The sequence below is a fragment of the Kribbella sp. NPDC051620 genome (genome assembly GCF_044453825.1).
Classification (GTDB): Bacteria; Actinomycetota; Actinomycetes; order Propionibacteriales; family Kribbellaceae; genus Kribbella.
Genome location: NZ_JBITDB010000002.1, coordinates 827,298 through 844,288 on the forward strand (window position 1 = coordinate 827,298; position 16,991 = coordinate 844,288).

The window sequence follows — 16,991 nt, forward strand, 5'->3', positions numbered from 1 at the left end:
CGCTCATGCCTCCTTCGTCGCGCTGGAGTGCCATTCGGCCCACGACTTCGCGTCCGGCGACCCGCGGTACTCACCGGCGTCGCCGTCCTGGATGCCGTACCACTCGAGCACCTCCGGCACGCTCGGACCGCCGCAGTTGCCCTGGTAGATCTGATGCACCGGCAGCCACGCCTGGACGTACTTCTCCGGTTCGCGCTCGAAGATCCACTGGCACCCGTCGGAGCAGGTGTGGAAGGTCTCGTCGCGGAACTCGCTGCGCCGGAACGAGATCGCGGCCGGATCGGCGGTCTCGGTGAACGCCATCGGGATCTGGCAGACCTGACACAGTTGCGGCAACCCCTGGAAGAACACCCGGCCACCGTTCGCCTCGATCTTCGCGTGCTTGTCCCAGACCGGCTGGTACTGCTGCGGATAGGTCTCCGGGTACTGCTCGGCGAGCCACTTGGAGTGCTCTTCGGTCGGCGTCTGGGTGGTGAACGACGCGGCGAAGCTGAAGTTGTGCAGGATCTTGTAGACCTGGTGGGACAGGTGCTCCTTCTCCGCGATCGCCTGTTCCACATGCTTCGGCGGCCGGATGCCGTAGAACTCCAGATCCGGGAACAGCCCGCCCAGCATCTGGTCCTCGAAGTACAGCTCGAACGCTTCCTTCCAGCTCATCACCGGCTTCGGAAGCATGTAATCCATCATCGCGGCGACCAGAGCCGACATCCGGTACGCCCGCCAGAACCACTTGTCGATCCAGTCCTGGATGATCGGCACGTTGCCCTCGTCCTGCTCCAGCAGGAACTTGATCGCCTCCAGGCCCAGCGTCATGTGCCGGCTCTCGTCCGACTGCGCCGAGAACCCGAACGACATCGTCGGCATGTCCCCGTTGAAGCTGGCGCCGCTCATGAACGGCACGAACAGCAGGTTGGTCAGCAGGTACTCGAAGCTGAACGAGATCGAGATCAGGAATTCGAACGGCCCGGCCGTCATCGCGTCGTCGAACAGTGACTTCGGCACCGACAGGTACCAGACCCGGTCGTGCATCTTCGACCAGCTGTGGAAGCCGCCGTAGTACTTGTTGTAGTTGCTGATCGTGTGGATCTGCGTCTGGCAGTGCCGCAGCTCGTCGACGCTCTGGCACAGAGCGGCGAACCGCGGCGCCGGCCCCTCCAGGTAGCGCGCCAGGTAGGCGAAGTGCCGGTGCGCGGCGTACTCGAGCGGGGTGACACCTTGGATGAAGAGCTTGATCGAGTTCAGGTACGACGCGTCCGACAACCCGAGATGTCCCTGGCTCTGCGCGAAGCTGTCGAGTACGGCGTACAGGCGCTTGTCCTTCTCGGCCTGGTACTTGTAGTAGGCGTCAACGGTCAGCCGGAAGGGGTCCTGCCAGCCGTCCCAGTCGTGGATCTTGATGCCCTCGTACGACGTGTGCGGGAAGAGCTTCTCCTTGCTGACGTAGCTCGGCTCCCAGTCGAGGTCGCGGGTGAGCAGCGCGTAGCGCTCCTTCAGTGGGAGCTTCTTCGGGCGGGTGATGGCTTCGGTCATGGTCAGTGCTCCCAACTCACGATGATCTGGTCGTCGTCCCACTCGGTGAAGTTGCCGGCGTACGAGACGATCGCCAGCTGGAACTCACCGGTGTCCCAGTCACGGCCGAGTTGCCTCTCGACGGTCTCGCGGTTGATCACGATCCGTCCGGCCGACTGGAGCTTGAGCAGGCCGGGCAGATGCCGGATGGTCAGCTCGGGGTTGTCGGCCTTGATCGCGTCGACCAGCGGCCGGTTCTCCTCGGCGTCCTGGAGGTCGATACCGACCTGGCGCAGCGTCGTAGTCATGCCTGTACTCCGTCCAGCTTCGTGGCTAGTGCCGCGACAGCTTCCTGGGCTTTTGGTTGCCAGGTGCCGGCGATGCGGGTGAGGTGCTCGGCGTTGGCCGTGCCGTGGTCGGGGTCCGTGGACCAGGCGGTGATAAGGGCGTCGAGCCACTTGCGCTGATCGGCGTACCAGGTGCTGAGGTGCTGGGCGAACAGCGAGTACGCCCCGGCGCCAGTGAGCAGTGCCTGCTCGTCGAGACCCGTGTACAGCAAGGGATAGATCAGCGCGTCGATGTGGTCGATCGCCAGCAGGCCCTCGGCCCAGTCGTCGACGATCATGATCTCCTCGACTAGCCGCCGCAACGGTTGCAGGTGCTCGCCGTTGAGCCAGTCCTGCTTCGCAGTGGTCAGGACTCCCCCAGCGCCGGCGCCCAGGGCGATACCGACCCGCGACAGCATCTGCGCATTGCCGATCCGGTCGAACGCGGCGAAGGTGCAGCACTGCTCGATCGACGTACCGTAGGCGAAGCGTGCTCCGGCGACCGTCACCAGTTGAGCGCCGGACTCGTAGTGCCGCAGGGGGATGACGACTGTGGCCAGGACCTCGCGCCACGCCTCGGGCATCCGGCCGAGCAGGTCGCGTCCCTCCAGGTAGCCGAGGGTCTTGCCGAACTCGTCGTGCAACGCGGCCCGGTTTGTCACGTACGGCGTGTAGTAGAAACCGCGGGGATCGGCGTAGGTGTAGGGATCGGTCAGCTGGAGTGCGGTGTAACGCGGGTCGTACAGCTCGCGGTCCTGGATCCAGGTCGGCCGGTAGTGGAAGTTCTCCCGCGGCTCGACGTCGAGCGTCGCCTCCTGGTACCGGGTGGCCGGCTGGTCACCGAGCCGGTCGATGACGTTCTGGTAGCTGTTCCGCTTGGGTTCGATGACGTTGTAGCGCAACTCGTACTGCACGGATCACTCCTGACGGTCGGCGTGCGGATGCGGCTCGATCAGACTGAGAACAAGCCCCTGCAGCTCGTCCTCACTACTCAGCCGCCGTGGCTGGCTCGGCCGGTCCGGCTGGTTGGATACGTCGAGGCTGACGAGCGCGGAGTGGCCGGACATCACAGTCCGCACCCGGGCCGCCCGGTCGTGGTAGGTCATCGTGAAGGTCAGCTCGCCCGGCCCGACCTGATCGACCAGGTCGATCACGTCACCCCGCGGGCGCAGGATCGCGTTGGCCTCGCTGACCAGCTGCTCGGCCAGCGAACGGACGATCACCTGGGTGTCCGTCGCGACCGGAATCGGCATCGGCACGCTGTCCTCGACCCCGGTGGCCGGCGCGGGCTCACCGTCGAGAAGTGCCTGAACACTGAGCATGAACGGCGTCATGCTCATGAGTCTCGACTCCCCAGCAGGACAAGGGAAATACCTAAAAAGTCAGCATTAAGACGCCCAAACTCTCAATCCGCTTGCCGGCAATCAGTGGCTAGGGGGTAGGCGGCGGCCGCCGCCGATGAGGCCTTCGGCTCGGGCTCGGACTCTCGCGACCAGTGGGGACTGCTCGTCGGCTCGGGTCGCGAGGGCCAGTTCGACCTCGCTCGTCGTGCCGGCCAGGGGCAGGTAGGCGGCACCGGTGATCTGGAGGTGCTGCACGGAGGCCGGTACCAAGGCGACACCAAGCCCGGCGGCGACGAAGGAGACCAGCGTGGACGTCTCGGCGACCTCATGGATCGTCGTCGGAACGAAGCCCGCGTGTTGGCAGGTGTCCAGGACGGCGTCGTACACGACCGACCGGTTGTGCGACGGGTAGGTGATGAACGGATCGTCGGCCAGGTCCGACAAGCGGACCTTGTCGCTGGCGGCGAGTGGATGCTGGGTGGGCAGGACCGCGATCAGCGGTTCACGCCGCAGTACCCGGACCTCGATCTGCGGGCTGCGCACGGGCGGGCGCAGGAACGCCAGGTCCAGGGTCCCGTCCAGGAGCGCGGCAACCTGTCGTGGCGTCAGCATCTCGCCGTGGATGTCCAGCTCGATGCCTGGCAGATCGGCGCGGACCGCGCGTACGAACGAAGGCAGCAGGTCATACGTAGCCGACCCGGTGAACCCGATCGCGATCCGACCCAACGTGCCGCTCGCCACCTCGTTGGCCTCGACCACCGCGCTGTCCACCGCCGCCAGGATCTCCCGGGCCCGCTCCAGGAACCGCCGCCCGGCATCGGTCAACTCGACCTTCCGGGTGGTCCGATGCAGCAACTGCACCCCGACCTCGGCCTCGAGCAGCTTGATCTGCTGCGACAACGGCGGCTGAGCCATGTTCAGCCGCGCCGCCGCCCGCCCGAAATGGGCCTCTTCGGCAACAGCCACGAAGTACTGAACCCGACGCAGTTCCATCTGCGGACAGTACCGCGCTACTTAGCTTCGATGGCGTCCAGATCGCGCACCGCGTACCGGTGGTGTTCCCACTCCTCTTCCAGAATCGTGTGCAGGCAGGACAACGTGGTCTCGGGATACTCAGGAGCCCACGGATGCGCCCGGACCGTCGCCAACTCCTTGGCGGTGACGCCGTCGAGGAACGCCCGCACCATCCCCACCCGCTCAGCCCGGACCCTCAGCACCTCGTCGTACGACGGTTGACCTGTCGCGAAGACCGACATGTCGTGGCCATCGGTCTCGTACTCCGCGTTCGGCTGCCCGATCGGATGAAACGGCTGCTCGACGCCAAGAATCGCGCGTCGCAGCCAGACATCGGTCGCCATCACCAAATGCCGCAGCGTCTGCGCGAACGACCACTCCCCATCGACCGACACATCCACCGTCCCGTCCGGCATCGCCGCAGCCCGCTCGAGCGTTCCTTCCCACACTCGCTCAAGCGCCGCCCAGGCCGTCCGCAACCCATCGGGATCCGCAGCCCGCCGATCCGCCCGCCCAGGAAACCGCCGGTTGAGCTCGGCATCCACAAACGGAACCACATCAACCCCGTTGACCAGCAGGCTGTCGTCCCCCACAAGCAACCACGGCGCATCGATATCGGCCCCACCGACCTGCACCGACCGCATCACCACTCCCGATAGATCAGCCCGCACAAACCGAGCCTCCCGAAGATCCGCATCAACGAACTCGGCCCTCCGCGAGTCACCCGCCTGCGTCAAGTCGTCCATGCCGAGAAGTCTGACATCCAGGTGCAGCCGTCTACCGGACTGGTTCGGCGAGGGCGACGGTGTTGCTGACGTAGACCTTGCCGTTCCAGTCTTCGCAGGTGACGAGTACGAGGCGGCCGTCGGTGGTCTGGTCGAAGAGCTCTGTGGCGTGCTTCGCGAGCGATTGTTTGGGGTAGTTCGTCACCGAGGTGACGGCGTAGGTGATTCTGCCGGTGCTGGTGACGACGGTGATGAGCGCACCTGGCCGGAGTTTGCCGAGGTCGTCGAAGGCACCGCCGCCGGTGTGCACGGTGTGGGCGGTCATCACGGCCGAGCCGATCCGGGCTCCGGGCTGGGCGCCGGCCGACCACCAACCGACGGCGCGCGGGTTCGACGGCGGCTTGAGGATGCCGCCGTCTGCGGTTATCGGTATCACCTGCGCCGATACCGCGATCTGTGGGAGCAGGATTCTCTTCGGACTGCCCTGACCTGCATCGCCGGATCGGGGAGTCGTACGGGCCGTGCTCGGTACGACGGGGCTGGTCGTCGGTGACGCCTGGGATCTTGTCGTCGAGGCGATTGTCTCTGACGGTGGGGCGGCTTCATCGCCTGCTGGCTGCGTGAAGATCACCCATGCGGCCAGCAAGGCGAGCACGAAGCTGACCGCCGCGATCACCTGGCCCCGGAATGAGGAGGCCGGGTGATCGCGGCGGTTGCTACCCATGCGGGATGTTCCTGTCAGCGCTGGTGCAGTCCGCGGCGACGGCGGACCAGGAACGACGCCAGGCCGATCATGACGGCGATGGCCAGCAGGCCGGTACCGGCGATCGTCCAGCCGTGGCTGGAATCACCTTGTGCAGCAGGGCCTGCGAGGCCGGCCTCCACCGCGGTTGGCACGGCTACCGGCGTCGAAGGTGCGGCGGTCGGCGTCGACGGTATGGCGGTCGGCGTCTCGGACGGCGGTGCGGTTGGCGTGCCCGATGGCCCAGCGGTCGGCGTACCAGTCGGCGGCGTGGCTGTAGGCGGCGTGGTTGGCGTGCCGGTCGGCGGGGCGGTCGGGGTGGGAGTCGGCGGCTTGAAGGCACACTTCACGCGCACATGGATCAGCGTGACGACGTCCCCGTCGGCGTTCTGGGCCTGCAGTTCGTACGTGTCGTTGGTCTGCGCCCAGAACTCGACCTTCTCAGCCCCGTGCGGGGCGAGATTCACCACGTAGTTGTCGTAGGCATCGCCCGCGTGGAACCCGACCATGTAAACCTGCTCGGTCGCGTTGGGATTGCTCAGCCTGGCCGAAACGCCGGCGCCGACGTCGTGACAACTGACCCGTACGTTGCTGTAGACCGGCGGCCGCACCGTGCTGGTCTGGGCTGACGCGGACGTACTCCCCAACAGGAGCAGACCTGGCGCAAGCGTGGCCGTCAACAATGCGCCGGCGAAGATCGGTAGACGAAGATGAACAGAAGAAATGCTGTGAAAAGACTTCACGTTGCCCCCCTTGGACACCTGTTCGATGCGCCCAGGGGAAACAAAGTTATCGATTGGCGCGGGTAGCGGGGCTAGGCCCAGTGCGGCGGGCGAATCAGCCGGGGTGGAAGCCTCGTACCGGCGTCACCGCGGGCCGCGTTGACCTGCATCTGGGTCAGGAAAATACTCCGTGCCAGATCGGCTCCCCGCAGGTCGGCATCCCGGAGCTCCGCACCGATCAGGTCGGCCGCCGTGAGATCGGCTGCCCGAAGGTCGGCGGCTGTCAGGTAGGCGCTGCGCAGGTCCACGCCGCGGAGGTCAGCTCCGCGCAGATCGGCACCGCGCAGATCGGCTCCGCGGTGGTTCGTCGGCATGGGCGAGACGCCGGCCCTGACAAGCTCGCTGGTCCTCAGCAGCAGGTCATTGATCCGTGAGCGATGGGCGGGAGTGTCGAGCCCCGCGAGCGATTGCGGGCTGCCGAAGGTCAAGCGTTCGGTGTCGTCGAGCGCGGTCCTGAGCTCGCTGTGGAGTGTTGGCGCGAGTACCAGAGCCTCGGTCAGGTACCAGAGCAGTTCGTGCAGCAGCCGCATCACCGCGAACACCTCGAACATCAGCGCGCCCGAGTCCGCCGCCTGATGCCAGTCGCGGCCGCCGAAGGTCACCTGCACGACCTTCTGGCCGGCACCGAAACAGTCGTACACGGTGCAACCGGGGAATCCACCATCCCGCAGCCGCACATGAATGCCGCAGCGGAAGTCGCGCCTCAGGTTCGGGCACGGCTCACCGGCCGGCTTGTCGATGGCGAAGTCGGCGGACGCGGTCAGTGTCAGCCCCACGCAACACAGCCCAGCGCACTGCGCGCAATCGGCGCGCAGGTCCGGGCGTCGTACAGGCTCAGGCTGGTTGGTCGCGGACATGTCCCTGTCGAGGCTAGAGCGCGCGACGACAACTCGCATCAGTTGCGCCTGGCAGGTCGTCGCCGCTGGGCAGCTGCAGCATCACCTCTCGCGCAGCTGAGGCAACTGCTGGATGCCCGGAGTCGATCGCGAGTTGATAGGCCCGCTCCGCGCCGGCAAGGTCACCCTGATCCTCACGAAGCACTCCAAGGTTGAACGCCGCCTTCGGGGCCATGTCCGCGTGCCCCGAGTCGATCACCAACTGGAAGGCAAGCTCAGCCCCGGCGAAGTCGGCCCGACCATGACAGAGCACGCCGAGGTTGACCCCCGCCTGCGGCGCCTGGTCTGCATGCCCTGAGTCGATCACCAGCTGGTACGCCCGCTCAGCCCCCGCGTAGTCTTCCCGCCCTTCGCGGAGTATCCCAAGGTTGACGGCCGCCTTCGGGGCCTGGTCTGCGTGCCCAGAGTCGATCGCCAACTGGTACGCCCGCTCAGCGCCGGCGAAGTCGCCCATGCCCTCGTGAAGCACTCCTAGGTTGACCGCCGCCATCGGGGCCATGTCCGGGTGCCCAGAGTCGATCGCCAACTGGTAGGCCAGCTCCGCGCCGGCGAGGTCGCCCTTGCCTGCACGGAGTACACCGAGATTGACCGCCGCCTTCGGCGCCTGGTCTGCGTGCCCGGAATCGATCGCCAGGCCATAGACCCGTTCCGCCCCGTCCTGATCCTCACAGAAAACCCCGAGATTGACCGCCGCCATCGGAGCCATGTCCACGTGCCCCGAATCGATCGCCAACTGGAGCGCCCGCTCAGCCCCGGCGAAGTCGCCCCGGCCCTCACGAAGCACTCCGAGATTGACCGCGGCCTTAGGGGCCTGGTCGACGTGCCCGGAATCAATGACCAACTGATAGGCCAGCTCCGCCCCAACGAAGTCGCCCCGATCCTCCCGAAGCACCCCAAGGTTGAACGCCGCCCGCGGCGCCCGGTCGGTATGCCCGGAATCGATCACCACCTGCAGGGCACGCTCCGCCGCGCAGACATCGCCTCGCCCATCTTCGCCCGACTCCGCCACGGCAACCCCTACCCCCAGCACGACACCCTTCGCACCGTACTCCCCACGTTACAGAACATCACCCCTACTGCCAGTGCGAATCTGCCCCAACCCAGCCAGGCGCGGAGTGAGCGAGCGGGCCGACTGGCGTCGGTCAGTCACCCGAGCGCTTAGATCACCAGCAGCTCAGCCCACGCGGTCCACTGGCGTGGGGGTCTTTTAGCGGCCGCCCGTGAAGGTAATTCCGTTGGTTATTTGTTTTTGGGCGAAGAAGAAGATGGCTACGCAGGGCAGGGTGATGAGGACGGAGGTTGCCATCAGGAGTGGGGTGTCGGTGCCGTTGACCGATTGGAAGCCGGCCAGGGCGAGGGGCAGGGTTTTCCACTGGTCGGAGTTGATGTAGATGGCGGGGCCGAGGAAGTTGTTCCAGTAGCCCATGAAGAGCAGGATCGAGACGGCTACCACCGCAGGCCGGGCCAACGGGAAGTACACGAGCAGGAACATCTTGAACCAGCCGCAGCCGTCGACCACCGCCGCGTCGGCCAGCTCGGACGGCATCCGGGAGAAGAACTGGCGGAAGAGGAAGATGTAGAAGGGTGATCCGAAGAAGGCCGGCAGGATCAGCGGGTAGAGGGTGTCGATCATGCCGAGGTTGTTGAAGAGCATGAACTGCGGCACCATCGTCACCTCCCCCGGCAGCAGCATCGTCGCCAGTACGACCCCGAAGACCACCCCGGAGAAGCGCACCCGCAGCCGCGCGAACGCAAACCCGGCCAGCGAGCACGAGAACACCGTCCCCACGATCGGGATCAGCGTCGTCAGCACCGAGTTGAGCGCATACCGCCAGAACGGGAACGACGTGATCGCCCGCGTGTAGTTGTCCCACAAAAACTCACGCGGCCAGATGCTCGCACCCGACGATCCGACCCCCGCCAACGACCGAAGCGACGTCGCGATCATCCACAGGAACGGGTACACGAAAGCAAGAGAGCCGAGCGCCAGTACCACGTACAGAGCAACAGTCACCGGCAGGTTCCGCCGCCAGTACGGCCGATCGGCGCGACGGACGGCCCGAGAGACGTCGACAGGTGCACGAGTTGAGACGAGAGTCGCCATTGGTCAGCCCCTCCTACCAGAACGGCGCAACCGGCGGCGGCCGCCGAGTTCGGTTTCGTAGTACACGGCGAAAGCACTCCCGCGCAGCGTGACGGCGGTCAGCGCCAAGATGATGACGAAAAGAATCCAGGCGAGCGCGGACGCGTACCCCATCCGGAAGTTCTGGAACGCGTTGTCGTACAGGTAGTACACGAAGAACAACAGCGAATCCTTCGGCCCACCATTGGCGACAAACCCCTGGGTGAAGATCTGCAGCGCCCCGATGATCCCGGTCAGCGCATTGAACAAAATGATCGGCGACAACTGCGGCAGCGTCACATGCCAGAACAACCGCAGCGGACCAGCCCCGTCCAGAGCCGCCGCCTCATACAGATTCAGCGGTACGTCCTTCAGCCCGGCCAGATAGATCACCATCGCCCCGCCGACGGTCCACAGGCTCATCAGGATCACCGTCGGCAACGCCCACGACGCGTCGCTGAACCACCCCGGCCCCTGCACCCCGAGCTTGGCGAGCAGATCGTTGGCCAGCCCGTACTGCGGGTTGAAAACCCAAAGAAACAAGACGATCTGAGCAACCCCGGACACCAGCGACGGCAGATACCAGATAGTCCGGAAGAACCGGATCCCCGGCAGGTCGACGTTCATCAGCAACGCGACCATGAACGCCAGGAAGGTCTGCAACGGCACCGAGATCACCGCATAGAGCAGCGTCACCTTGATCGCCTGCCCGACCCGCGGATCCTGGAACGCCTCGGTGTAGTTCGCCACTCCCACAAACCGAGGCGGCGTGATCAGATCCCACGACGTCAGGCTGACGTAGACCGACGAGAGCATCGGCCCGACGGTGAAGACGAGGAAGCCGATCAGCCAGGGCGAGATGAACAGCCAGAACGCGATCGTCTTGTCCGCCCGCGGCCATTTCCGCCGAGCCCCGTACGCCGCCAGCCCGATGACGGCGTACAGGACGATCAGCAGCACCAGGAACGGGACCAGCGGAACGAGCACCGCGGGAACACCCCAGGACTCCGCGAGCGTGCGGATCCAGCCGATGGTCGGGTTCATGGCCGCCTCACTTCTTCAGCGCGGCAGTGCACTTGTCGTTGAGGCCGGGCAGGATCTTCGCGACGTCGTCCTTGCCGCTGCCCAGCGGGGTGTAGCTGGTGATGCCCTTGTCCGCGTCACCGGAGATCTGCGCCTCGCGCGGCACCGACGGGCTCACCAGACCCGTCTTCAGCGCGGTGGTGAAGGCGGCCAGGTTGCGATCGGCCGGCAGGATCTTCTCCAGCGTCCCGGTCGCCTCGGCGATGATCGGTACGCCGAGCGCGGTGTTGCCCTGGATGAGCTGGTTCTGCGCGTCGACGTTCGTGCTGGCGAACTCGACGAACTTCTTCGCCGTCTCCGCCTTCTTGCCGGACGCGTTCTTGGCGATCGCCAGCCCGCCGACCTCCATCGGGAATCCCTTGCCAGGAACCGGTACCAGCGTCCAGTTCGGTTTAGAGATCTTCGCGAAGTCCGCGACCGTCCACGGCCCGAAATCACTGAACGTCCCGAGCCGGCCGGCCGCGAACCACTGGGCCTGGTCCTGCCCGTCGATGTCCAGCGAGGTCGGCGCGTACTTGTCCTTCTGCATGTCCACGACGTACTGCGCCGTCTTCACCCCTTGCGCGTCCCCGAAAGTACAGGCCGTCGCATCCGCGTTGTAGAACCCGCCGCCCGCCGCGGTCAGCCAGCCCTTGAACCACAGGTTGCTCGTCCCAAAGACGCGCGTCTTGCCCTCACCATGGGACAGCTTCGCGACCACCGCCTTGAACTCCTCCAGCGACAGCGGAGTCGTTGCGCTCGGCAACGGCAACCCGGCCGCCTTGAAGGCGTCGACGTTGATCGCCATCACCTTCGGCTTGGCGGTGAACGGCGTCGCGTAGTACTTGCCGTCGTACTTGAGCGCCTCGCTGATGTTGGGCTGGACGAACTTGCCCGGGTCGACCTGCTGCTCGGCGAAGCTCGGCGCGAACCCGGCCAGGCTGGTGTTGCTGATCTCCATCACGGTCGACTGGGTGCCTGCCGCGATCGAGGTCTGGATCTTCTGCTCGTAGTCGGCCTGGATCCAGTTCGTGGTCACCTTGGTACCGGGGTTGGCCTTCTCGAAAGCCGCCGCGATCGCCTTCAGCGAGGCTGCCTCGGAGTTCGTACCCCAGAAGGAGAAGGTGATGTCGCCGTTGTCGCCGGCCCCGCCGGCATTGTTGGCGGCCGGCGCACTGCCGGAAGCGCAGCCGGCGGCTAGGAGGAGGGCGGCAAGACCGGCCCCGACCGGGAGCAGGTGGCGGTTGAAGAGCTTCATGAGCGGTCCTTCGTCTGAGAAGAGGTGACCCGTGCGGTCTCGCCGGGTTCGAGGATCCAGGGACCGGCGGAGCCGACCCTCACCGTCAGCGGCCCCGGTCCGCTGTGCACGGTGATCTCGGTCGTGTGCCGTCCTTCTTGGGTGATGCGCAGGTCCCAGTCGCCGACGTGGACGTGGTCGGCGGTGAGCCAACCGATCTCGGCCGGCAGATGGGAGTCGATGGTCAGAGTTGCCTCGGGCGCGCCCGGGACCAGGCCGAGCAGGCCTGCCACCAGATGCTCGACGACTGTGAAGGAGATCTCCGGATAGTCGTCCCGGCTGTCGATCAGGTGCCGCAGCCAGCGCCATGCCGACTCGTCCCGGCCATACCGGAAGAACACCTCAGGCAGATAGCTGAACGCCTCGATGTTCGGCGGCGGATCGGACTCCAACCGCTGCTCGATGAAGTCCAGGAACCGCTCGGCCCGTACGCCGGACCCGCCCAGCCCCGTCATGGGAACGAACCAACTCGTCTCCAGCCCCCAGCCGAAGTCGAGGCTGCCGTCGTTGAGCCGGCCGCGGGCGTAGCTGCCGCTGTCCTCGTCCCACCAGGTGAGGAACTCACGCTGCACGGCTTCGGCAGCCGCGCGATGGTCGTCCCCGAAATGCCGGGCCAGCTCAAGCAGAGCGGCGTACTGGAGTGCGAGCCCGTCGGCCGCGACGGTCAGCGGCCGCTCGGGGTGCTCGTTGTAGGTGGCGGTGCCTTCGAAGATGTCGCCGGTGCCCGGTGCTTCCGGCAGCCCGTCGCCATCGTGGTCGTGTGCCCGGACGAAGTCGCCGACCGAGTGTTCGTAGTACGCGGCCAGGTCGGGGTCGTCGAGCCAGTTCCGGTCGCCGGTCCAGCCGTACTGGCGCAGCGCCCGGTAGGTCAGGTCGAACACCGCGGGGATCTCCCGGACGAAGTGCTCGTCATCGTGATGGTCGAGAGCGGCGATGCTCCCGTCGAAATGGAACGCCCAGAGCGGGTACCACTTTCGCCCGGCCGTCGCCGACCGGGCGAAATGCCGGAACATCGCGAAGTTCTCCGCGTCCAGCCCGAGCAGGTGCGCGCCGGCCGCCTGGTGGCAGACGTCGCGCGAGTAGAACATCGGCCGGGACGGGTAGCCCGCCCAGTACGACGGCAGACCACCCGCGTCGGTCTGAACCCACGCCAGGGCACGCTTCCGGGCCCAGGTGAACGCGTCCTCGACATAGCCGAGATCCGACGTCACGATCAGGTCGGACATGCTTGGCCTACTTTCGGACGACGGGGATATTAGCGGTAAAACTAGAGAGCTGGATTGCATTCGTCAATAGCTGCGAGGGCGTCGGTTTTACCGCTATAGTCGAGGGCATGGCCGCCACCGACTTCGAGGTCCGCTCCCCCGCCGGAGACATCTGCCGGATCGGCACGGTGTCCGCCGGGACCGTCACCACCCTGCCGTCGGCCGAGTCCGGCGTGCTCAGCTACGAGATCGTCGCGGCCGACCTGGCGGCCGAGCCGGTCCGGCTCCGGTGGACCTGGCCGGTCGACTCCGCAGCCACCCTCTGGCAGGCGATCCAGGGCACCGCCCGGACGCTGCCGACCGACTGGGGTTCGCATCGCGACATCCGCTCGGTCCGGTCCGCGCCGGTGGCGTCGTTCGTGAACCTGGACGATTCGAGCCCTTGTACGGTCTCGCTGTCGTCGGACGTCCGCGGCTGCGACTTCGCGGTCGGGGTGAACGAGGAGAGCGCGGAGCAGCTGTTCCAGTTGGCGATCGACGATGTCGAGGCGGTCGACGGCGAGCACCGCTTCACCTTGCGGATCGATCTGCGCGGGCTGCATTTCGCCGAGGCGCTGCGTGGCGTCACCGATGCCTGGACGGCTGAGCTCGGCGACCGGGTGACGCCGGTGCCGGAGTTGGCGCATCAGGCGATGTACTCGACCTGGTACAGCGATCATCAGCACGTGTCAGCGGCGTCCGTGGAGGACCATGCGCGTGAGGGAGCGCAGTACGGGTGTCGTGCGGTGATCGTCGATGACGGGTGGCAGACCGACGACACTGCGCGGGGTTATGCGCACTGCGGTGACTGGGAGCCGACGAGCAGCACGTTCCCCGACATGGCCGCGCACGTTGCGAAGGTGCACGAGACCGGCCTGGACTACGTGCTGTGGATCGCGCCGCCGCTGATCGGTGAGCACTCGAAGGCGTGGGAGCGATTCAAGGACTACACCATCGGGTACGTCGACGGGCTGAGCGCTTGGATTCTCGATCCGCGCTATCCGCAGGTGCGTGAGCACATCGTCGAGGCCTGCGTCCGGCCGGTCCGGGACTGGGGTGTGGACGGGCTGAAGCTCGACTTCATCGACTCCTGGGCGTGGGAGGACGCTCCCCCGGCGCCGGGTGGCGACTGCGCGACGATCGACGAGGGTGTCGAGTTGGTCTTCGCCGCGATCGCCGCCGAGTTGCGCCGGTTGCGACCGAGCTTGCTGATCGAGTTCCGGCAGAGTTATGTGAGCCCGCGGTTGTGGCAGTTCGGCACGTTCCTGCGGGCGGGCGACTGCGCTTTGGACGCGGTCGAAAACAGGGTTCGTACGATCGACTGCCGACTGCTGGCCGGTGGGCGGGCGGTGCACTCGGACATGCTCATGTGGCATCCGTCAGCCTCGGTCGAGGCGGTTGCTCAGCAGTTCATCGGGGCGTTGTTCAGTACGCCGCAGGTATCGGTCTCGTTGTCCGAGTTGTCGCCGGAGCATGAGCGGGTGGTGCGGTTCTGGCTCGGGTTCATCGGCGAGCACGCGGATGCGTTGCTGCACGGCGTACTGACTCCGTCGCGGCCGGATGCACGCTACTCACAGGTGACGGCATCGAGCGAGTCGAAGGCGGTGGTTGCCGTTTTCGCCAACCCTGTGGTGCGTTTGAGCACGTCGGCTGCGGTGACACTGCTGGTCAATGGCAGCAGCGAACCACGCCTGTACGTCGAAGGTGCGGGCGCCGGACCCGTCCAGCTCGTAGTGTCTGACTGCTCGGGCGTCGAGCTGTCCCGGGAGACGGTCACACCGCCGGCGGGGCCGTGGCCGATCGGCGTACCGGCCGGCGGGGTGGCCCGGCTCGAGCTGATCCGATGACCGACGTGGGGGGCTCGATGGCAGACGAGAAGAAGCGGCCGGTACGCCGGACGACGGTGGCCGACGTGGCCAAGCTGGCCGGCGTCTCGGCGATGACGGTGTCCAACGTGCTGAACGCGCCGCACCGGGTGAGCGAGCCGACCGTACGGACCGTGCAGGCCGCGATCGACGAGCTCGGTTACACCCCCAACCACGCGGCGCGTGCGCTGTCGTCGGGTCGCAGCCAGGTGATCGGGTTGCCGCTGTACGTCGATGACGAGACCTTCAGCGATCAGAACCCTGGGCTTGGTGGGTTCTTGCACGGGCTGCTCGGCGGGCTGGTGAAATCGGCGGCTGTCGCCGGGTACGGCGTACATGTGACGACGCCGACCGAGGGCGCGACCGAGATCGCGCTCTACGAGAAGCTGATCGCGGCCCGGCAGGTCGACGCGATCGTCGTACTGGAGACGATGCCGCATGATCCGCGGCTGGAGTTCCTCAGCTCGCGGGGGTTCCCGTTCGTCGCTTTCGGGCGGACCCGGCGCGACCAGCGGCAGTGCTGGGTGGACGTCGACAACGAGAAGTCGATGGCGGGAATCGCTCGCCATGTCCGTGGTACCGGCCGTCTGCGAGCCGCCTACCTCGCCACCGAAAGCACCCTCCCCTGGGTCCACCAACGCCAGGCCGGCTTCCTCCAGGAATTCACCTCGCCACACTCTCTGCAGTCGTTCAACTCGCTGGACGCCGTCGCTGCTTATGTGGAGAGCGCTCTCGGCCGCCCCGACAGCCCCGACGTCTACGTCGCCGACAACGACGCCTTCGCAGTCGTCGCAATGCGCACCCTCCAGCAACGCGGCGTCAAGGTCGGCGAAGACATAGCCGTAACCGGCTTCAACGACTTCCCCTTCGCCAGCATGCTCGACACCCCACTGACCACGGCCCGCATCCCCCTACGCGACATAGCCGCCCGCCTCTTCACCCGAGCCCTCCAAGAAATCAACAACACCCCCGACCACCCCGGCCAACTAGTCACCGCCCCGCTCATCGTCCGCTCCAGCGCCTGACCTTCAACTCCACACGATGTCGCCCAAGCCGTAGTACTTGCTGTAGTCCGGCTTCTGATCGTCAAGCCCCCAGCCGTACGGCACGGCGTGGTAGTGGATCTCAGTGATCGGGTCCTTGGCCGGGGCCAGTCCGACCACGCATCCTTGGCTGACAGCGCCCTTCATCGCCGGCTTGAAGAAGACGAATCCACCGCAGCCGTCCAGCGCCTGCTGGTCGTTCGTGACGAAGACCAGTGGGGTACGCCCGCCACGCTGCTCAGCAATCAGTGTCGGAGGGCCGTAGCTGCTCAGGTCGGCGTCCGTCTCATTGGTGACGTCCACGACGGCGTAGTACACGGTCTGCCCGCGGAGGATCTTGCGGTTCTCCGGATCGGAGGTCACTTGCAGGCTCGAGGTCTTGGTCATGCGGAGTGCCCGGACGGTGATCGACAGCACCCCTCGCCTCTCCACCACCTTCGACGGCCCAGTCTCCACGAAGTACTGCACCGGAACCACAGCCGTGTCCCCAAACCGCAACCGACTCCCGGCCTTCGTCATCCCCTTCCCAACCCGCACCGGCCCGGCGGTAGCCATGTCCACCGGCTCCTTCGGAGTCAGCTTGGGCTTGCTCACGGAGGCGATGGGCCCGGGGTTGCCCGCCGCAGAGTCCGACCCGCCACAACCTGCCGACAACAACCCGACCACCAGCACACAACCCAACCAGCCGCGTCTCATGCGCTCGACGATATTGACGCCCCGGCCCCGCCTACCCCGACCTGGCGCGAAGCTGCCAGGGCCTAGCTCTCGTGGGTCCGTGCGCTTCTGGCCCGGCGGACGTGGGGATTGACGGCTCGGCGTTGAAGGCGATAGCGGCTCGGATGTTCGGAAGGACAGGTAGTAGTCCTCCCCAGAGAGTCCGCTCCAGCCGTTTCACGCTCAGGCGGTCGGCCTGACCAGGACTCCTACCTGTCCTTCGGCACACAACAGTCGCCCAGAGATCGCCACAAGCCAACCGCCACTCCCGGCACCGCGTGAACCACAGCAACAGCCGGGACTGTCT

General features: G+C 66.3%; 17 protein-coding genes. 2 read left to right on the forward strand and 15 right to left on the reverse strand.

What is annotated here, in order from left to right:
• Positions 1 to 3: 3 nt before the first annotated feature.
• From ACIA12_RS11090 to ACIA12_RS11155, 14 genes are all read right to left on the reverse strand, one after another.
• Positions 4 to 1,530: a phenol 2-monooxygenase gene (locus tag ACIA12_RS11090; protein ID WP_396366756.1), complete on the reverse strand. Its 1,527-nt coding sequence runs from the start codon at positions 1,528 to 1,530 to the stop codon at positions 4 to 6.
• Positions 1,531 to 1,532: 2 nt separating this feature from the next.
• Positions 1,533 to 1,817, reverse strand: a complete 285-nt coding sequence (locus ACIA12_RS11095) for an MmoB/DmpM family protein (protein ID WP_396366757.1) — start codon at positions 1,815 to 1,817, stop codon at positions 1,533 to 1,535.
• Positions 1,814 to 2,749: a hypothetical protein gene (locus ACIA12_RS11100; protein WP_396366758.1), complete on the reverse strand. Its 936-nt coding sequence runs from the start codon at positions 2,747 to 2,749 to the stop codon at positions 1,814 to 1,816. Before ACIA12_RS11100 ends, ACIA12_RS11095 begins: the two co-directional genes overlap by 4 nt.
• A gap of 3 nt (positions 2,750 to 2,752) precedes the next feature.
• On the reverse strand, positions 2,753 to 3,175 hold the full coding sequence (locus tag ACIA12_RS11105) for a hypothetical protein (protein WP_396366759.1): 423 nt from the start codon (positions 3,173 to 3,175) through the stop codon (positions 2,753 to 2,755).
• An 84-nt stretch (positions 3,176 to 3,259) separates the two neighbouring features.
• Positions 3,260 to 4,171 carry a LysR family transcriptional regulator gene (locus ACIA12_RS11110; protein WP_396366760.1) on the reverse strand — a complete coding sequence of 304 codons (912 nt, stop codon included), beginning with the start codon at positions 4,169 to 4,171 and terminating at the stop codon, positions 3,260 to 3,262.
• 17 nt (positions 4,172 to 4,188) lie between these two features.
• Positions 4,189 to 4,938, reverse strand: a complete 750-nt coding sequence (locus ACIA12_RS11115) for a DinB family protein (protein ID WP_396366761.1) — start codon at positions 4,936 to 4,938, stop codon at positions 4,189 to 4,191.
• 31 nt (positions 4,939 to 4,969) lie between these two features.
• Positions 4,970 to 5,641 (reverse strand): sortase domain-bontaining protein, encoded by a 672-nt coding sequence (locus tag ACIA12_RS11120; protein ID WP_396366762.1) that lies wholly within the window; start codon positions 5,639 to 5,641, stop codon positions 4,970 to 4,972.
• A gap of 14 nt (positions 5,642 to 5,655) precedes the next feature.
• On the reverse strand, positions 5,656 to 6,402 hold the full coding sequence (locus tag ACIA12_RS11125; RefSeq protein WP_396366763.1) for a hypothetical protein: 747 nt from the start codon (positions 6,400 to 6,402) through the stop codon (positions 5,656 to 5,658).
• 71 nt (positions 6,403 to 6,473) lie between these two features.
• Positions 6,474 to 7,217 (reverse strand): pentapeptide repeat-containing protein, encoded by a 744-nt coding sequence (locus ACIA12_RS11130; RefSeq protein WP_396366764.1) that lies wholly within the window; start codon positions 7,215 to 7,217, stop codon positions 6,474 to 6,476.
• A 94-nt stretch (positions 7,218 to 7,311) separates the two neighbouring features.
• A complete protein-coding gene (locus tag ACIA12_RS11135) occupies positions 7,312 to 8,367 on the reverse strand; it encodes a tetratricopeptide repeat protein (RefSeq protein WP_396366765.1) in 1,056 nt (351 codons plus the stop codon).
• A gap of 177 nt (positions 8,368 to 8,544) precedes the next feature.
• The gene (locus tag ACIA12_RS11140; protein ID WP_396366766.1) at positions 8,545 to 9,441 is read right to left on the reverse strand and encodes a carbohydrate ABC transporter permease; all 897 of its coding nucleotides are present in this window, start codon (positions 9,439 to 9,441) and stop codon (positions 8,545 to 8,547) included.
• Positions 9,442 to 9,444: 3 nt separating this feature from the next.
• The gene (locus ACIA12_RS11145; protein WP_396366767.1) at positions 9,445 to 10,503 is read right to left on the reverse strand and encodes a carbohydrate ABC transporter permease; all 1,059 of its coding nucleotides are present in this window, start codon (positions 10,501 to 10,503) and stop codon (positions 9,445 to 9,447) included.
• A 7-nt stretch (positions 10,504 to 10,510) separates the two neighbouring features.
• Positions 10,511 to 11,779, reverse strand: a complete 1,269-nt coding sequence (locus ACIA12_RS11150) for an extracellular solute-binding protein (RefSeq protein WP_396366768.1) — start codon at positions 11,777 to 11,779, stop codon at positions 10,511 to 10,513.
• Complete coding sequence (locus tag ACIA12_RS11155; RefSeq protein ID WP_396366769.1) at positions 11,776 to 13,044, reverse strand: hypothetical protein; 1,269 nt, start codon at positions 13,042 to 13,044, stop codon at positions 11,776 to 11,778. The genes ACIA12_RS11150 and ACIA12_RS11155 overlap by 4 nt, the downstream gene beginning before the upstream one ends.
• A gap of 107 nt (positions 13,045 to 13,151) precedes the next feature.
• Between ACIA12_RS11155 and ACIA12_RS11160 the strand changes: the two genes are divergently transcribed.
• Positions 13,152 to 14,909 carry a glycoside hydrolase family 36 protein gene (locus ACIA12_RS11160; protein ID WP_396366770.1) on the forward strand — a complete coding sequence of 586 codons (1,758 nt, stop codon included), beginning with the start codon at positions 13,152 to 13,154 and terminating at the stop codon, positions 14,907 to 14,909.
• Positions 14,906 to 15,952: a LacI family DNA-binding transcriptional regulator gene (locus tag ACIA12_RS11165; RefSeq protein ID WP_396366771.1), complete on the forward strand. Its 1,047-nt coding sequence runs from the start codon at positions 14,906 to 14,908 to the stop codon at positions 15,950 to 15,952. The genes ACIA12_RS11160 and ACIA12_RS11165 overlap by 4 nt, the downstream gene beginning before the upstream one ends.
• 3 nt (positions 15,953 to 15,955) lie before the next feature.
• Here ACIA12_RS11165 and ACIA12_RS11170 read toward each other — a convergent pair whose 3' ends face one another.
• A complete protein-coding gene (locus ACIA12_RS11170; protein WP_396366772.1) occupies positions 15,956 to 16,564 on the reverse strand; it encodes a hypothetical protein in 609 nt (202 codons plus the stop codon).
• Between the last annotated feature and the right edge of the window lie 427 nt (positions 16,565 to 16,991).

Coding starts and splice junctions, on each gene's coding strand:
- ACIA12_RS11120 (WP_396366762.1), bottom strand. CDS start 5,641: ATGGGTAGCAACCGCCGCGATCACCCGGCCTCCTCATTCCGGGGCCAG.
- ACIA12_RS11110 (WP_396366760.1), bottom strand. CDS start 4,171: ATGGAACTGCGTCGGGTTCAGTACTTCGTGGCTGTTGCCGAAGAGGCC.
- ACIA12_RS11150 (WP_396366768.1), bottom strand. CDS start 11,779: ATGAAGCTCTTCAACCGCCACCTGCTCCCGGTCGGGGCCGGTCTTGCC.
- ACIA12_RS11165 (WP_396366771.1), top strand. CDS start 14,906: ATGACCGACGTGGGGGGCTCGATGGCAGACGAGAAGAAGCGGCCGGTA.
- ACIA12_RS11145 (WP_396366767.1), bottom strand. CDS start 10,503: ATGAACCCGACCATCGGCTGGATCCGCACGCTCGCGGAGTCCTGGGGT.
- ACIA12_RS11105 (WP_396366759.1), bottom strand. CDS start 3,175: ATGAGCATGACGCCGTTCATGCTCAGTGTTCAGGCACTTCTCGACGGT.
- ACIA12_RS11115 (WP_396366761.1), bottom strand. CDS start 4,938: ATGGACGACTTGACGCAGGCGGGTGACTCGCGGAGGGCCGAGTTCGTT.
- ACIA12_RS11095 (WP_396366757.1), bottom strand. CDS start 1,817: ATGACTACGACGCTGCGCCAGGTCGGTATCGACCTCCAGGACGCCGAG.
- ACIA12_RS11140 (WP_396366766.1), bottom strand. CDS start 9,441: ATGGCGACTCTCGTCTCAACTCGTGCACCTGTCGACGTCTCTCGGGCC.
- ACIA12_RS11155 (WP_396366769.1), bottom strand. CDS start 13,044: ATGTCCGACCTGATCGTGACGTCGGATCTCGGCTATGTCGAGGACGCG.
- ACIA12_RS11090 (WP_396366756.1), bottom strand. CDS start 1,530: ATGACCGAAGCCATCACCCGCCCGAAGAAGCTCCCACTGAAGGAGCGC.
- ACIA12_RS11160 (WP_396366770.1), top strand. CDS start 13,152: ATGGCCGCCACCGACTTCGAGGTCCGCTCCCCCGCCGGAGACATCTGC.